This is a genomic window from Streptomyces sp. NPDC001914 (assembly GCF_042891215.1).
Taxonomy (GTDB): domain Bacteria; phylum Actinomycetota; class Actinomycetes; order Streptomycetales; family Streptomycetaceae; genus Streptomyces.
In genome coordinates this window covers 227,221-241,322 of the sequence record NZ_JBIASW010000008.1, presented here as the reverse complement: position 1 = coordinate 241,322, position 14,102 = coordinate 227,221, and the positions used below count along the sequence as shown (strand labels likewise).

Sequence of the window (14,102 nt, the reverse complement as noted above, 5' to 3'; positions counted from 1 at the left end):
GTACGCGCGGGTGACGCTCAGTCCACCCTCGGGCGTACCAGCCCCGACTCGTACGCGATGACCACGAGCTGGGCCCGGTCGCGGGCGCCGAGTTTGGCCATGGCCCGGTTGACGTGCGTCTTCACCGTGAGCGGACTCACTTCGAGACGCTCGGCGATCTCGTCGTTGGAGTGGCCCGCGGCGACCTGTACGAGCACCTCGCGCTCGCGCCCGGTGAGCGCGTCGAGCCGCGCGGAGCGGGCGGTCCCCGGCTCGTCGTCGTCGCCCCGCGCCAGGAACCGGGCGATGAGGCCCTTGGTCGCGGCCGGGGACAGCAGGGCCTCTCCGCCCGCGGCGATCCGGATGGCGTTGAGCAGTTCCTCGGGCTCGGCGCCCTTGCCGAGGAACCCGGACGCGCCGGCGCGCAGCGACTGCACGACGTACTCGTCGACCTCGAAGGTGGTCAGCATCACGACCCGTACGTGCGCCAGGCCGGGGTCGGCGGTGATCTGGCGGGTGGCGGCGAGTCCGTCGGTGCCCGGCATCCTGATGTCCATCAGCACCACGTCGGCCCGCTCCTGGCGGGTCACCGCCACGGCCTGGGCGCCGTCGGACGCCTCCCCCACGACCTCCATGTCGGGCTCCGAGTCGACCAGCACGCGAAAGGCGCTGCGCAGCAGCGCCTGGTCGTCGGCGAGCACGACACGGATCGTCATACGGGGTCCCCCAGGGCAGTCGCGTGGTTCTTGACCGGAAGGATCGCATGGACGCGGAAGCCGCCTCCGTAGCGGGGACCGGCCGTGCAGCTCCCGCCGATCGCGGTGACGCGCTCGCGCATGCCGAGCAGCCCGTGGCCGCCGCCCTCCTGCGGTCCGGTGTCCGCTCCGTGCTCGCCGGCTCCCGGGTCGTACTCCCCTCCCGGGACGGCGTCCCCGTCGGGACCGGTGCCGGGTCCCGGTCCGTTGTCGAGGACGGTCACCTCCACGACCGGCCCGACGCGGACCACGCTGACCTCGGCCTTCGCTCCCGGGCCCGCGTGCTTGCGCACGTTGGTCAGGGCCTCCTGGATCACCCGGTACGCGGCGAGGTCGGCGGCCGCGGGCAGCACCGTGCCGGAGTCGGAGCGGGCCACCTCGACGGGGAGCCCGGCGTTGCGGAAGGTGTCCGCGAGCTCGTCGAGCCGGGCCAGCCCGGGGGCGGGCTCGGTCGGCGCCTCGGGGTCGCCGGACTGACGCAGCAGGCCCACGGTCGCGCGCAGCTCGTTCAGCGCGGACCGGCTGGCCTCCCTTACGTGGGCCAGCGCCTCCTTGGCCTGGTCGGGGCGCTTGTCCATGACGTGGGCGGCGACTCCGGCCTGCACGTTGACGAGGGCGATGTGGTGGGCGACGACGTCGTGCAGATCGCGGGCGATCCGCAGCCGTTCCTCGGCGACCCGGCGGCGCGCCTCCTCCTCCCGGGTGCGCTCGGCCCGCAGGGCGCGTTCCTTGATCGCGTGCACGAAGGCGCGCCGGCTGCGGACGGCGTCACCGGCCGCGGCGGCCATGCCGGTCCACGCGAAGACGCCGAGGTTGTCCTGGGCGTACCAGGGCAGCGGTCCGGCGAGCATGGCGACGGCCGTCAGGACGGTCATGGTGAGGAGGCCGACGCGCCAGGTGGTGGGGCGGTCGGTGGACGAGGCCACGGTGTAGAGGGCGACGACGGCGGACATGGCCACCGGGGCGCGGGGGTCGGCGGTCACGAGTTCCACCAGGGAGATGCCGACGGTCGCCGCGAGGACCTTCATCGGGGCGCGGCGGCGGAAGACGAGGGCCGCGGCCGCGAGGACCATCAGGGCGAGGCTGAGGGCGTCCGGGGTGCGGGCGCTCCAGGTCGTACCGTCGGAGCCGTGCGGGTCGACGAAGGACCCGGCCACCATGGCGACGAGGACGCCGGCCGCGACGGCGGCGTCCAGGGCGAGGCGGTGGCCCCGCAGCCAGTCCCTCATGCGCTCCAGGGTGCTCATCCGGTCCACGGTACGGGGCCCTGCCGGGCTGGGGACCTGTCGGTACGGCACGACTGTGCCCGGGGCCCGCTTTCCGCCCGGGCCGGGGCCGGTCCCGGTGCCCCGGCACGGCCCGCTCCGGGCACGGCCCGTTTCCCGGCCGGTGCCCCGGTCCCGGGCCGCACGCGCGGAGCGTGGGGATGTGACACGGCCGGTGCCGGACCCGGGTGTCCCCGGGCTTCTAGGCCGGCGGGCCATGGGCCCCCGGACCGGTGCCAGGATCCGGTGCCCGTGTCCCGGGCTGGTGCCGGTGCTGGGGTCCAGGGCTGGTGCCCGTTCACGTGCGGAGCGTGGGATGTGACACGGCCGGTGCCGGGCCCGGGTGTCTCCGGGCCGGTGCGGGTCCGGTGACCGTGTCCCGGGGCCCGTCTCCCGGGCCGGTGCCGGGATCCAGGGCTGGTGCCCGTATCCCAGCCGGGGCCGAGGCCCGTGTCTCAGGGCCGCACGTGCGCAGCGTGGGATGTGACACGACCGGTGCCAGCCGGGTGTCTCCGGGCTGCCGGGCCCCGTCTCCGCCTTGCCCCGGCCGGGTGCGTGCCCCGGGCTGCCGGGCCCGTGGGCCTTGGGCTTCCGGGGCGGTGGGCCGTGGTGGAAGGGGTCAGCCGGGGATCAGGCCGTCGTCTCTCAGCATCTCGCGGACCTCTTCGAGGGTGGCGTCCGGAGACGGGAGGATGAGCTCCGACGGTTCCAGCGAGTCGTCGGGAAGCGGGGTCCCGGCGGCACGCACCGCGTCCAGGAGGGCCGCCAGGGTGCGGCGGAAGCCGGACTCGTCACCCCTCTCCATCTCGGTGAGCAGTTCGTCGTCCAGCTTGTTCAGGGTGGTGAGCCGGCCGTCGTCCAGCGTCACCTGCCCCTCCCCCATGATCCGTACGATCATGCCGCCTCCTCAGGCATGGGCCCGCCAGGTCACTGCTTGTCGAAGCGCGGAGTGTCCTGCTGCTGCGAGGACTGGGACTGGCCGTTGCCGCCCTCGATCGCCTGCTGCTGCGACGAGGAACCGCCGGCCAGCTCGGCCTTCATGCGCTGCAGCTCCAGCTCCACGTCCGAGCCGCCGGAGATCCGGTCCAGCTCGCTCTGGATGTCGTCCTTCGCCAGCCCGGACTGGTCGTCCAGGGCCCCGGAGGCGAGCAGTTCGTCGATCGCGCCGGCCCGCGCCTGGAGCTGCGCGGTCTTGTCCTCGGCGCGCTGGATGGCGAGCCCCACGTCGCCCATCTCCTCGGAGATGCCGGAGAAGGCCTCGCCGATCCGGGTCTGCGCCTGGGCCGCCGTGTACGTGGCCTTGATCGTCTCCTTCTTCGTACGGAAGGCGTCGACCTTGGCCTGCAGCCGCTGCGCGGCGAGCGTGAGCTTCTCCTCCTCGCCCTGCAGGGTCTGGTGCTGCGTCTCCAGGTCGGTGACCTGCTGCTGGAGCGCGGCGCGGCGCGACAGCGCCTCACGGGCGAGGTCCTCGCGGCCGAGCGCGAGGGCCTTGCGGCCCTGGTCCTCGAGCTTGGAGGACTGGTTCTGGAGCTGGTTGAGCTGAAGCTCCAGACGCTTGCGGCTGGTCGCCACGTCGGCGACACCGCGGCGGACCTTCTGGAGCAGCTCGAGCTGCTTCTGGTAGGAGTAATCGAGGGTCTCGCGCGGGTCCTCGGCCCGGTCAAGGGCCTTGTTCGCCTTCGCGCGGAAGATCATCCCCATACGCTTCATGACACCGCTCATGGGCTTCGCGCGCCCCCTTCTGACGGACTCCAGCTCCAGGTACTGCAACAGGACCCACAGTACGGGCCCTGCATCCATTACCGCACTGTTCGGGGACGGATGCGCTCATCCCCAAGGACGACTGCGCCCGCCACCGCTCCGGCGTGAGGAGTAGGTGGCACCCGGGGTGCACCCCGGAGCGACGTCCCCTCTGTCCAGCACAGACGCACGGTGTTGCCGGATCGTTCCCCACTCGATCGACGTCCATGCCCGCCGACCCCGTACCCTTGGGTTTTGTGTTCCGTAGCCGTGCGAAGGAAGAGAAGGCCCCCGCCGACAAGGCGCCGGTGACCGACTCCAAAGTGACCCGTGACCCTCAGGCCCCCAAGGGCCGCCCCACGCCCAAGCGCAGTGAGGCCCAGACCCAGCGCCGCAGCGTCGCCCAGACGCCGACGACGCGCAAGGAGGCCGCCAAGCGCCAGCGCGACGACCGCCGCTCCGCGATGGAGCGGCAGCGTCAGGCGCTGGCCAGCGGGGACGAGCGCTATCTGCCCGTGCGCGACAAGGGCAAGGTGCGCCGCTTCGCGCGCGACTACGTGGACTCGCGGCTCTGCATCGCCGAGCTCTTCCTGCCGCTGGCCGTGATCATCCTCATGCTGAGCGTGGTGCCGTCCGCCGTTCTGAAGAACGTGGCGCTGCTGCTCTGGCTGGTCGTCATCGTGATGATCGTGGTCGACTCGTTCGTCATCGCGATCCGCCTGCGGAAGCAGCTCAATGAGCGCTTCCCGGACGAGAACACGAAGGGCGCCGTCCGCTACGCGCTGATGCGCACGCTCCAGATGCGTCGACTCCGGCTGCCGAAGCCGCAGGTCAAGCGCGGAGAGCGGCCCTGAGCACTACGTCGTTCTCCGGGGGCGCGGCGGATGCCTGGCTGAGCAGGCTGGGCGGGCTGCGGGATGTCGTACGACAGGAACTGGTGGCCCGGCAGCTCGATGAGCAGATAGCCGGGCGGTATCCGGTGGGGCAGCGCCTGCGGGTGCTCGACGTCGGCGCGGGCCAGGGCACGCAGGCCCTGCGGCTCGCGCGGGCCGGTCACCAGGTGACCGGTCTGGAGCGGGACGCCACGATGATGTCCGTGGCCCGTGAGGCGCTGGCCGCCGAGCCCGAGGGCATCCGCAGCCGGGTGCGCCTCATCGAGGGCGACGGGCACGAGACCGGTGTGCACTTCCTGCCGGGCAGCTTCGACGTGGTGCTGTGTCACGGCGTCCTGATGTACGTCGAGGAGCCGGACGCCCTGCTGGCCGGGCTGGCGCGGATGCTGGCCCCGGGCGGGCTGCTCTCGCTGCTGGTGCGCAACGCGGACGCGCTGGCCATGCGGCCGGGGATCGGCGGGGACTGGGCGACGGCGCTCGCCTCGTTCGACACGACCGCGTACACGAACCGGCTCGGGCTCGACGTGCGCGCCGACCGTCTCGCCACGCTGACCGGCACGCTCGCCGGGATCGGGGCCCCGCTGCACGCCTGGTACGGGGTGCGCGTCTTCACGGACACGGCGTCCGACGGGGCGCCGGTGCCGCCGGACGCGGCGACGATGCTGGCCGCGGAGGAACGGGCCGGACGGACGGACCCCTACCGCCAGGTGGCGGCCCTCCTTCATCTGTGCGGCGTGCGGGGCTGACGGCCCGCGCCCGCCGACCGGCACCGAGCCGGTGAAGCGGCCCGTCGGCCCGGTCCGGAACCGCAGGCCGGTCCCAGGCGGTCGATCGGTCCCCGGGCCGTCGATCGGTCCCGGGCCGTCGAATCGGCGCGGTTCGCCGAGCGGCCCTGGAGCCCGGCCCGTCCCGGTTCGCCGGACGGCCCGCCGCCGATGTCGCCCGCACGGGTGCCGCGGCCGGCGGCGACGGGTTGCCGGGGTGTGGCCCCGGCAACCCCTACCGGCCTACTCCGCTTCGGCGTGCAGGCTCATCGGGCCGTAGATCTGCGTGCTGTCCTCGAAGAGGAACACCTGGTCGGCGCCCCCCGCCAGAAGGTCCTTCCACACCTCGCCGATCCAGGACTCGGCGTCGCCCTGGGTGGTGAACTCCTCCGGCTGCACCGCGGGTTGGACCTCTGTCCCGTCGGACTTCTCGAACCGCCACGTCCATGCCGCCATGTACGCCTCCAAGGTGTGAGCACACTGCACAGCGGAAGCCGGACAAGATCCGCCTCCCGTCCGAAGCCTAGCCGGACGCGCAAGACGTCCGGGGACACGGAAAAATCGGCGGCGTGGAACTGACTCTGCTCGGCACCGGTGCCCCCGCGGGCCTGCCCCGCCCCGACTGTCCCTGCGCGGCCTGCGCGAGCGCGCTCGGCGAGGAGGCGCGGGCGGCGACCGCCCTGCTCGTGGACGGCACGCTGCTGCTCGACCTGACGCCCGGAGCCGCTTTCGCGGCGGCCCGCGCCGGACACTCGCTGGGCGGCGTACGGCAGGTGCTGCTCTCCCATCCGCACGACGGGCCCGCCGTGGAGGTGCCGGCCGGGCTGCCGCAGCCCGGCCGGGTGCCCGACGGACGGGAGTTGGCGCTGCTGACGGGGCACCGGGTGCGGGCGGTGCCGATGGACGCACCCGGTACGGGGTACGCGGTGACCGGACCGGCCGGGCAGCGGCTGCTGTACCTGCCGCCGGGCGCGGCCCCCGCGGGCCTGGACGAGAACGGCGAGGCGTACCACATGGTGCTCCTCGACGTGGTCGGGCGGCCCGACGCGCTGGCGAGGCTGCGCGCGGCCGGCGCGGTCGACCCGACGACGGACGTGATCGCGGTGCACCTCGACCACGACGTGCCACCGGGCGCCGAACTGCGCAGGCGGCTCGCCGCGGCGGGCGCGCGGGCGGTGCCCGACGGGACGACGCTCGACGTGGGCGTCTACGAGGACGTGCCCGACGTGCCGCGCAGGACGCTGGTGCTCGGCGGCGCGCGTTCGGGCAAGTCGGTGGAGGCGGAACGGCGGATGGAGGCGTTCGCGGACGTCCTGTACGTCGCCACGGGAGGGACGCGCGGCGGGGACTCCGAGTGGGCGCAGCGGGTGAGGGTCCACCGTGAGCGGCGGCCCGGCTCCTGGCAGACCGTCGAGACCTGCGACCTGGTCCCCCTCCTCGCCGAGGAAGGGCCGCCCCTGCTCGTCGACTGTCTCTCGCTGTGGCTGACGGACGCCATGGACGCGGTGAACGCCTGGGACGACGCCGAGTGGTCGGGGGGCGGTGAACGCGCCCTGCGCGCCCGCGTGGAGGAGCTCGTCGCGGCGGTCCGCAGCACCCGCCGCACCCTGGTCGCCGTCTCGAACGAGGTCGGCTCGGGCATCGTGCCGGCCACGGCGTCCGGACGCCGCTACCGCGACGAACTCGGGCGCCTGAACGCGGCCTTCGCCGGGGAGTGCGAGCACGTGCTGCTGGTGGTGGCGGGACAGGCGCTGACCCTGCGGGGCTGAGCGGACGGCGCCGGTTCAGTCCTCCTTGCGGGCCACGATGCGGTACGCGTTCGAGAAGCGGGTGCGGCGCAGCAGGGGGGCCAGCAGCCGGTCCAGCACGGTGGCCGAGGCGAGGAGCGGTGCGGACGCCCGGTTCAGGGCCCGGCGCGCGGTCCGCTGGAGCGGGGTCGGCGGTGCCGGGCGCCAGGGGGCGTCGGGGCCGGGGAGGGCGCGGCCGAGCGCCAGGGCGAGGGCGCCGGAGAGGTCGTGGGGGATGTGCGGCTCGCGCCGGTCCGTGGCGACGACCACGCAGCCGAGGGCCTCCAGTTCGCCGAGCAGATTGGGCAGCGGCATGAGGTGCAGATGGCGCGGCTGGCCGTACGCCGGCCACCACTTGCCGAGCAGCGCGCCGAACGCGCAGTCGGGGTCGGGCACTTCGACCAGGAGGTGTCCACCGGGCCTCAACACCGCCAGCGCGGCGCGCAGTTCCTCGCGCGGTTCGGGTGTGCGCTCCAGTTGGTGGAACATGCTGACGACGTCGTAGCGGGCGCGCAGCCGCTCCGCGATCCGCGGGTCGGCGAGCCGTCCGACGTGCGCCTCCTCCACCCGTCCCGCCGCCCGCGCCCGCTCGACGCGCCGGGTCGGGTCGAGGCCGTCGAAGGACGTGTACGGGTGGACCTCCTTGGCCGCCGCCGGGAAGTGGCCGTGCCCGGTGCCGACGTCGAGCCAGCTCTCCGGTTCCGCGAAGGGCAGCAGGGCGCGGGCCGCCGCGCGGTGGCGTCCGGCCGCGCCGCGGGCGCCGAGCAGCCGTTCGGCGAGGCCGTCGTGGGCGTCCTCGCGCGGCTCCCGCCGGTAGAAGGCCTGTCCCTCGGCGGTGAGGCGGGGATTCTGGAAGGCGTGGGCGCAGTCCCCGCACGCGTCGACGACGAACGTGCCCGGCTTGCGCTGGCGCAGATCCGGTGTGCGCAGCAGGGTCCGCAGGCGCTTGGAGCCGCACCACGGGCAGTCGGCGCGGCGTGGTTCGTGGAACCGGGCGGTGCCCTGGGCGAGTTCGGCCGCGTAGGCGGCACGGCGTTCGGCGATCGGCTGCGGGGTGGGGGGCATGGACACTCCTGTCGGGGGCGAGCCGTACGACAATCCGACACAAACGGTACGTATGCGATGGGGATCCGGGGCGCAACGACGTGGCGCGGACGCGTTCGATCAGTGCCGGTACTGTTCGGCGAATGAGCTCGCTTAATCTCGACGACTTCACCGATCTGATCGAGCGTCCCGACGGAGGCGTACGCCGTGACGCCGAGGCGTACCGGGAGCGCCGGATCGTTCCGCCCGGGGCGCTGGGCCGCCTGGACGACCTGGGTGAATGGCTGGCGGCCGCGCAGTCCGCGGTTCCGGTACGGCCGATCGAGCACCCGCGCGCCGTGCTGTTCGCGGGCGACCACGGCGTCGCCGCCCTCGGTGTGTCGGCACGCCCCGCGGGCGGGGCGGGCCGGCTGGTGCGGGCGGCCCTGGAGGGCGCGAGCCCCGCGTCGGTGCTGGCCCGCGGGCTGGGCGTGCCGGTGCGCGTGATCGACATGTCGCTGGAGTCGGATCCCGAGGGGCTGCCCGACGAGGTCGTACGGCACCGGGTCCGGCGCGGTTCGGGGCGGATCGACGTCGAGGACGCGATGACCCTGGAGGAGGCGGAGGCCGCGTTCCGGGCCGGGGTGGCCGTCGCGGACGAGGAGGCGGACTCCGGTACGGACCTGGTGGTGCTCGGTGACATCAGCGTGGGCGGGACCACGGCCGCGGCCGTCCTGGTCGCGGCGCTGTGCGGGACCGACGCGTCCGTCGTGACCGGGCGGGGCGGCCAGGCGATCGACGACCTCGCGTGGATGCGCAAGTGTGCCGCGGTGCGCGACGCGCTGCGGCGGGCGCGGCCGGTGCTCGGGGACCAGCTCCAGCTGCTGGCGACGGTGGGCGGGCCCGACATGGCGGCGATGACCGGGTTCCTGCTGCAGAGCGCGGTCCGCAAGATGCCGGTGATCCTCGACGGTGTGGTGTCCGCGGCGTGCGCGCTGGTCGGGCAGCGGGTCGCCTTCCGGGCGCCGGACTGGTGGCTCGCCGGGCAGCGGAGCGGGGAGCCGGCGCAGGCGAAGGCGTTGGACCGGATGGCTCTCGAGCCGTTGCTCGATCATGGGGTGACGGTGGGGGAAGGGGTGGGGGCGTTGCTGGCGTTGCCGTTGGTGCGGGCTGCGGCGAGCCTGGCGGCGGAGTTGCCGGAGGCCGTTGTTCCGGCGGCGGAGGAAGCCTCGGAGGATGCTTCCAAGCTCGACTCCGACTCCGACTCTGAGGCCGACTCTGAGGCCGACTCCGGGGCCGGGGCCGGGGCCGAGTCCCTTCCCGGGGCCGGCTCCGACGCCGAGTCCGAGGCGGGCTCCGGCTCCGACGCGCAGGCCTGATCGGGTACCGGCCGGAGCCGGACCCGGGTCGGGTTCCGGTTCCGGTCGGACGGGGTCACCACGGGCTTCTTTCGCCCCCTCCGCCCCTACCCGTCCCGAACCTGGGGCTCCGCCCCAGACCCCGCTCCTCAAACGCCGGAGGGGCTGAAATCTTGCACGGCACCCGAAAGGTGGGCCCCTGGGGCTCCGCCCCGGACCTCGCTCCTCAATCGCCGGAGGGGCTGAACTTTTGCCGGCCGGGGCTGAAATCTTGCACGGCACCCGAAAGGCGGGCCCCTGGGGCTCCGCCCCGGACCTCGCTCCTCAAACGCCGGAGGGCTGAATCTCTCGGGGGTCGGGGGCGTTGATGTCGCCTCCGCCATAGTGGGTCTTCTGGCCCATATCATCCCGGTTCATGGGAGATGTCCGGGTTGCCGTTGGCGTTGCCGTTGATGTGGAGCCGGAGCGGGCCTCGGGGCGCCGGAGTGAGGGGGAACGGCGGTCCACGGCCGGCTCACGGCGGGCCGCCGCCTTCGCGGTGTGGTACCTGCGCGCGGTCACGTTCATCAACTTCCTGAGCGCCGCCTGGGTGTCCCTCGGACAGGACGTGCGGCGGCACAACACCGAGAACTACTTCACGCCCTATCTGCTGACCGCCGGCTTCGCCTCCGGTGTGTTCACGATGTTCCTGGCCACCACGATGCGGCGGCGCAAGCGGGCCGCGTGGATCCTCAACTCCGTGCTCGGCGGGCTGTTCCTGCTGCTGTTCGGCGTCGCGATGGCGTTCCCGGAGATCCGTCAGTACGCACAGAACTGGGTCTCGCTCGCCCTGACCGCGGCCTTCGTGGGGTCCCTGGCCGTGGGCCGCCGGGAGTTCTACGCCAAGGGCGACCGGTCGAACCCGCGGCTCGCCGCGGCCGTAGCGATCGGCGGGCTCCTGGTCGCCTCGCTGCTCGCCGCGCTGCTGGTCACCGTCACCAACAACGCGCACGAAGCGCACCGTTCGACCTTCCTGGACCGCTGGCGCTACGGCACCCTGCGGCTCGTCTCGGTCGCCGCCGACGACTCCCACTACCCCGGGATCGCCACCCCGAACTGGGTCAACGTCAGCATCAACGTGCTGAGCACCCTGCTGGTCCTCGCCGTCCTCTACGCCGCGTTCCGCTCCCGGCGCGCCGTCGACCCGCTCACCGAGGACGACGAGAAGCGGCTGCGCGCGCTGCTGGAGCGCAACGGCGACCGGGACTCGCTCGGCTACTTCTCGCTGCGCCGGGAGAAGAGCGTGGTCTGGTCGCCCACCGGCAAGGCGGCCGTGGCGTACCGGGTGGTGGGCGGGGTCTCCCTGGCGAGCGGCGATCCCATCGGGGACCCCGAGGCATGGCCCGGCGCCATCGAGCCCTGGCTCGCCGAGGCCCGGGAGCACGGCTGGATCCCGGCGGTGATGGGCGCGAGCGAGGAGGCCGGCACCGTCTACTCCCGGCACGGTCTGGACGCCCTGGAACTGGGCGACGAGGCCCTGGTCGAGACGGCGGAGTTCACCCTGGAGGGGCGGGCCATGCGGACCGTCCGGCAGGCCTACAACCGGGTCGCGCGGGCCGGGTACCGGGTGCGCATCCGACGGCACGAGGACATCCCGGCCCCCGAGATGACGTATCTGCTCCAGCGCGCGGACGACTGGCGCGACGGCGCGACCGAGCGCGGTTTCAGCATGGCGCTGGGGCGGCTCGGCGATCCCGGGGACGGGCGCTGCGTGATGCTCGAATGCACGGACGCCGAGGGCGATCTGAGAGCGGTGCTGTCGTTCGTGCCCTGGGGGCCCGAGGGGCTCTCCCTCGACCTGATGCGGCGCGACCGCGACGCGGAGAACGGGCTCATGGAGTTCATGGTGATCGAACTCCTGCGGCGCGCCCGGGAGATCGGGATCACCCAGGTCTCGCTCAACTTCGCGATGTTCCGGTCGGTCTTCGAACGCGGGGCGAGGCTCGGCGCGGGTCCGGTGCTGCGGCTGTGGCGTTCGCTGCTCAGCTTCTTCTCCCGCTGGTGGCAGATCGAGTCGCTGTACCGGGCCAACGCCAAGTACCGGCCCATCTGGGAACCGCGGTTCCTGCTCTTCGAGAAGAGCGCGGACCTGCTGCGCATCGGGGTCGCCTCGGCGCGCGCCGAGGGGTTCCTGGAGGCGCCCGGACTGCCTAAGTGGCTGCACCGCAAGCACCTGGAGTCGCACCGATGAGACCCGCGCGGAGCGGCGCGAGGGGTTGCGCGGGGGCGAGGTGATGGGCGCGCTCGCCCGCCGGTGCCGCGCCGAGTGGGGTCCGCTGTACGCGACCGTGCGCGGGGCCCTGCGGGCGGGACGGTGGCGGGCGGTCCCGATGACCCTCGGCGCGGTGTGCCTGACGGCCGTCCTGCAGTTCGTCCAGAACCGGCCCTGGGGCTACGGGCCGGTGCAGGACGCCGGTGCCGTCCGGGCCGAGGACCCGCTGTGGCTCGCCCTGGTCCGCACCCCGCTGTCGCTGTTCGTGCCGGCACTGGATCTGCCCGTGTGGGGCGCGCTCGCGCAGATCCTGATCGTGTTCGGGATCGCCGAGATCTGCCTGGGCTGGTGGCGCACGCTTGTCGTCGCGTACGTGGCCACGCTGGCCGGGACGCTGTACGCCCGCGTCGGCATCGCGCTCGGCCCGCACCGTCCGCTGGGGCTGCCCGGGGCGGACGCGCTGGTCGTCGACACCGGCCCGTCGGCGGCCGTGGTGGGCCTCGCGGTGTTCCTGTGCTGGCGCCACCGTGCGTACGTGACGGCGGGGATCGTGATCGGGGCGATGGTGGCCGAGGTGATCGTGAAGGACAACCTGGCGGGCAAGGAGCATCTGGCGGCGATCGCCGCGGTGCTGGTGGTGTGCGCCCTGTCCGCCGCGCGTCATCGCCGTTCGGACAGGGAGCGGGCGGGCGCGGGGTCGGGTTTGCCGCCGATCCACTCCTGAAGCCTGCGGACGGGACCCGACCAGCGGCGGTCGTGCCGGTAGGCGCGCAGCCTGGCCCGGGCGCGGGCCCGCGGCCTGTTCCGGTAGAAGCGCTTGGCCCAGGGCGAGGCGGGCTTGGCCAGCCTGACGGCGCCGATGAAGGCGATGAAGGGCACGATCACTCCGAAGATCGCCAGGCGGGCCTTGCCCTTGCTCAGGGCGAGCAGCACGAAGAGGAAGTTCAGGACGATGGTCACGATCGCGCTCGCGCGGTCCTGCGCCTCCTGGTCGCTGACGTCGTTGACGCCGAGCGGCGAGAAGCCGCTGAGCATCAGGCCGAGAAGGGCCGCCGTGACCACCACGACCTCCACGCTCTTGCGTCCGTCCTCGGTCCAGTAGACGTCGTCGAGGTGCAGGATCAGCGCGAACTCGTCGAGCACGAGGCCCGTCCCGATGCCGAACACCACGGCGCTCACGCAGGGCCAGAATCCGTAGCGGCTGCCGGCGACCGCGCCGAAGCCGCCGATCACCGTGAGTACGACTCCGGGGACCACGTGGTGGATGTGCAGATCACCGGCCTTGACGTTGCCGAAGGGCCCTTTGCCCGCGCGGATCATCCGCACGACGACGCGGGTGACCACGAAGGTCACGACGAACGAGGCCAGCGCCAGGAACAGGGGGAGCTTCCCGGGCTCGACGATGTTCCGATACAACCAATGACCCATATGCGAACTTTATCCAGCACCGCTGTTTCCGCCTTCCGGGCGTCCGGGTAGCCTGCGCCGATGTCCAAGACCGCCTCCGGCGCCTCCGTGCCCGACAGCCTCCGCTTCGCCTTCGGCACCCTCACCGTGCTCCCGGTGAAGGTGACCCGCTGGGACCGTGACGCGGCGCGCGGCGGCATGCTGTGCGCCCCACTGGCCGGTCTGGTGGTGGGGGCGGGCGCGGCCCTGGCGGGCGTGGCGCTGCTGGCCATGGGTTCGGGCCCGCTGCTCGCGGCCGTGGCCACCGCCGCCGTACCGGCCGCGCTGACCCGGGGCCTGCATCTCGACGGTCTCGCCGACACCGCCGACGGACTGGGCAGCGGAAAGCCCGCCGAGGACGCGCTGCGGATCATGAAGCAGTCGGACATCGGGCCGTTCGGTGTGATCACCCTCCTGTTCGTCCTGCTCGCCCAGGTGGCCGCACTCGCCCAGGCGTACGAGGTCTCGTGGGGCCGGGGTGTCCTCGCGGCCGTCGTCTCGGCGGTGGCGGCCCGCCTCGCCCTGACGCTCGCCGCCCGCACCGGGGTGCCCGCGGCCCGCCCCGGGGGGCTCGGCGCGGCGGTCGCGGGCACCGTGCCGGTACGGGGCGCGCTGCTGGTGGCGGCGGCCGTGACCGGGGCGGCGGCGGGCGGCGGCGCGCTCGTCGGAACGTACGACGTCGGGCGGGCCGCGGTGGCGGTGGTGCTGTCCGTCCTGGCCGCCGAACTGCTGCTGCGGCACTGCACCGGGCGCTTCGGCGGGATCACCGGCGATGTGTTCGGCGGCCTCGCGGAGACGGCGGCGACGACCGCGCTCGTGGTGCTCTGTCTGGGCTGATCAC

The 14,102-nt window shown here is 73.6% G+C and carries 14 protein-coding genes; 7 read left to right on the top strand and 7 right to left on the bottom strand.

What is annotated here, in order from left to right; genetic code table 11:
* Window positions 1-17 precede the first annotated feature (17 nt).
* From ACFYYF_RS23775 to ACFYYF_RS23760, 4 genes are all read right to left on the bottom strand, one after another.
* Complete coding sequence (locus ACFYYF_RS23775) at window positions 18-695, bottom strand: response regulator transcription factor (RefSeq protein ID WP_361691944.1); 678 nt, start codon at window positions 693-695, stop codon at window positions 18-20.
* The gene (locus tag ACFYYF_RS23770; protein ID WP_388778869.1) at window positions 692-1,981 is read right to left on the bottom strand and encodes a sensor histidine kinase; all 1,290 of its coding nucleotides are present in this window, start codon (window positions 1,979-1,981) and stop codon (window positions 692-694) included. Before ACFYYF_RS23770 ends, ACFYYF_RS23775 begins: the two co-directional genes overlap by 4 nt.
* 637 nt (window positions 1,982-2,618) lie before the next feature.
* On the bottom strand, window positions 2,619-2,897 hold the full coding sequence (locus tag ACFYYF_RS23765; RefSeq protein ID WP_361691938.1) for a hypothetical protein: 279 nt from the start codon (window positions 2,895-2,897) through the stop codon (window positions 2,619-2,621).
* Between the two features lie 29 nt (window positions 2,898-2,926).
* Window positions 2,927-3,721 (bottom strand): PspA/IM30 family protein, encoded by a 795-nt coding sequence (locus ACFYYF_RS23760; protein WP_388779202.1) that lies wholly within the window; start codon window positions 3,719-3,721, stop codon window positions 2,927-2,929.
* A gap of 245 nt (window positions 3,722-3,966) precedes the next feature.
* Between ACFYYF_RS23760 and ACFYYF_RS23755 the strand changes: the two genes are divergently transcribed.
* Together ACFYYF_RS23755 and ACFYYF_RS23750 are read left to right on the top strand one after the other, a co-directional pair.
* Window positions 3,967-4,593 carry a DUF3043 domain-containing protein gene (locus tag ACFYYF_RS23755; RefSeq protein WP_388778867.1) on the top strand — a complete coding sequence of 209 codons (627 nt, stop codon included), beginning with the start codon at window positions 3,967-3,969 and terminating at the stop codon, window positions 4,591-4,593.
* A gap of 83 nt (window positions 4,594-4,676) precedes the next feature.
* Window positions 4,677-5,378, top strand: a complete 702-nt coding sequence (locus ACFYYF_RS23750; RefSeq protein WP_388778864.1) for a class I SAM-dependent methyltransferase — start codon at window positions 4,677-4,679, stop codon at window positions 5,376-5,378.
* 261 nt (window positions 5,379-5,639) lie between these two features.
* Here the strand turns inward: ACFYYF_RS23750 and ACFYYF_RS23745 are convergent, their stop codons facing one another.
* Window positions 5,640-5,852 carry a hypothetical protein gene (locus ACFYYF_RS23745; RefSeq protein WP_361691930.1) on the bottom strand — a complete coding sequence of 71 codons (213 nt, stop codon included), beginning with the start codon at window positions 5,850-5,852 and terminating at the stop codon, window positions 5,640-5,642.
* A gap of 113 nt (window positions 5,853-5,965) precedes the next feature.
* On the opposite strand from ACFYYF_RS23745, the gene ACFYYF_RS23740 reads away from it, so the two are divergent.
* On the top strand, window positions 5,966-7,165 hold the full coding sequence (locus ACFYYF_RS23740) for a bifunctional adenosylcobinamide kinase/adenosylcobinamide-phosphate guanylyltransferase (RefSeq protein ID WP_388778860.1): 1,200 nt from the start codon (window positions 5,966-5,968) through the stop codon (window positions 7,163-7,165).
* Between the two features lie 15 nt (window positions 7,166-7,180).
* Here ACFYYF_RS23740 and ACFYYF_RS23735 read toward each other — a convergent pair whose 3' ends face one another.
* The gene (locus ACFYYF_RS23735; protein WP_388778858.1) at window positions 7,181-8,248 is read right to left on the bottom strand and encodes a class I SAM-dependent methyltransferase; all 1,068 of its coding nucleotides are present in this window, start codon (window positions 8,246-8,248) and stop codon (window positions 7,181-7,183) included.
* Window positions 8,249-8,370: 122 nt separating this feature from the next.
* Between ACFYYF_RS23735 and cobT the strand changes: the two genes are divergently transcribed.
* The 3 genes from cobT to ACFYYF_RS23720 all read left to right on the top strand — a co-directional run bounded on the left by cobT (window position 8,371) and on the right by ACFYYF_RS23720 (window position 12,539).
* Window positions 8,371-9,585: a nicotinate-nucleotide--dimethylbenzimidazole phosphoribosyltransferase gene (gene cobT, locus ACFYYF_RS23730; RefSeq protein ID WP_388778857.1), complete on the top strand. Its 1,215-nt coding sequence runs from the start codon at window positions 8,371-8,373 to the stop codon at window positions 9,583-9,585.
* A gap of 394 nt (window positions 9,586-9,979) precedes the next feature.
* Window positions 9,980-11,794 carry a phosphatidylglycerol lysyltransferase domain-containing protein gene (locus tag ACFYYF_RS23725; protein WP_388778855.1) on the top strand — a complete coding sequence of 605 codons (1,815 nt, stop codon included), beginning with the start codon at window positions 9,980-9,982 and terminating at the stop codon, window positions 11,792-11,794.
* Window positions 11,795-11,837: 43 nt separating this feature from the next.
* Entirely contained in the window at window positions 11,838-12,539 is a 702-nt protein-coding gene (locus ACFYYF_RS23720) for a hypothetical protein (protein ID WP_388778853.1), read from the top strand.
* Here the strand turns inward: ACFYYF_RS23720 and ACFYYF_RS23715 are convergent.
* Window positions 12,476-13,243: a hypothetical protein gene (locus ACFYYF_RS23715; RefSeq protein ID WP_388778850.1), complete on the bottom strand. Its 768-nt coding sequence runs from the start codon at window positions 13,241-13,243 to the stop codon at window positions 12,476-12,478. The two genes, ACFYYF_RS23720 and ACFYYF_RS23715, sit on opposite strands and share 64 nt — an antisense overlap.
* Before the next feature lie 60 nt (window positions 13,244-13,303).
* Here ACFYYF_RS23715 and ACFYYF_RS23710 point away from each other — a divergent pair, with 60 nt between their 5' ends.
* Window positions 13,304-14,098, top strand: a complete 795-nt coding sequence (locus ACFYYF_RS23710) for an adenosylcobinamide-GDP ribazoletransferase (RefSeq protein ID WP_388778848.1) — start codon at window positions 13,304-13,306, stop codon at window positions 14,096-14,098.
* Window positions 14,099-14,102: the final 4 nt, after the last annotated feature.

Excerpts from the sequence above, each read along its gene's own strand:
- ACFYYF_RS23720 (WP_388778853.1), top strand. The coding sequence starts at position 11,838 with ATGGGCGCGCTCGCCCGCCGGTGCCGCGCCGAGTGGGGTCCGCTGTAC.
- ACFYYF_RS23715 (WP_388778850.1), bottom strand. The coding sequence starts at position 13,243 with ATGGGTCATTGGTTGTATCGGAACATCGTCGAGCCCGGGAAGCTCCCC.
- ACFYYF_RS23710 (WP_388778848.1), top strand. The coding sequence starts at position 13,304 with ATGTCCAAGACCGCCTCCGGCGCCTCCGTGCCCGACAGCCTCCGCTTC.
- ACFYYF_RS23735 (WP_388778858.1), bottom strand. The coding sequence starts at position 8,248 with ATGCCCCCCACCCCGCAGCCGATCGCCGAACGCCGTGCCGCCTACGCG.
- cobT (WP_388778857.1), top strand. The coding sequence starts at position 8,371 with ATGAGCTCGCTTAATCTCGACGACTTCACCGATCTGATCGAGCGTCCC.
- ACFYYF_RS23760 (WP_388779202.1), bottom strand. The coding sequence starts at position 3,721 with ATGAGCGGTGTCATGAAGCGTATGGGGATGATCTTCCGCGCGAAGGCG.
- ACFYYF_RS23725 (WP_388778855.1), top strand. The coding sequence starts at position 9,980 with ATGGGAGATGTCCGGGTTGCCGTTGGCGTTGCCGTTGATGTGGAGCCG.
- ACFYYF_RS23745 (WP_361691930.1), bottom strand. The coding sequence starts at position 5,852 with ATGGCGGCATGGACGTGGCGGTTCGAGAAGTCCGACGGGACAGAGGTC.
- ACFYYF_RS23775 (WP_361691944.1), bottom strand. The coding sequence starts at position 695 with ATGACGATCCGTGTCGTGCTCGCCGACGACCAGGCGCTGCTGCGCAGC.
- ACFYYF_RS23755 (WP_388778867.1), top strand. The coding sequence starts at position 3,967 with ATGCCCGCCGACCCCGTACCCTTGGGTTTTGTGTTCCGTAGCCGTGCG.
- ACFYYF_RS23765 (WP_361691938.1), bottom strand. The coding sequence starts at position 2,897 with ATGATCGTACGGATCATGGGGGAGGGGCAGGTGACGCTGGACGACGGC.
- ACFYYF_RS23770 (WP_388778869.1), bottom strand. The coding sequence starts at position 1,981 with ATGAGCACCCTGGAGCGCATGAGGGACTGGCTGCGGGGCCACCGCCTC.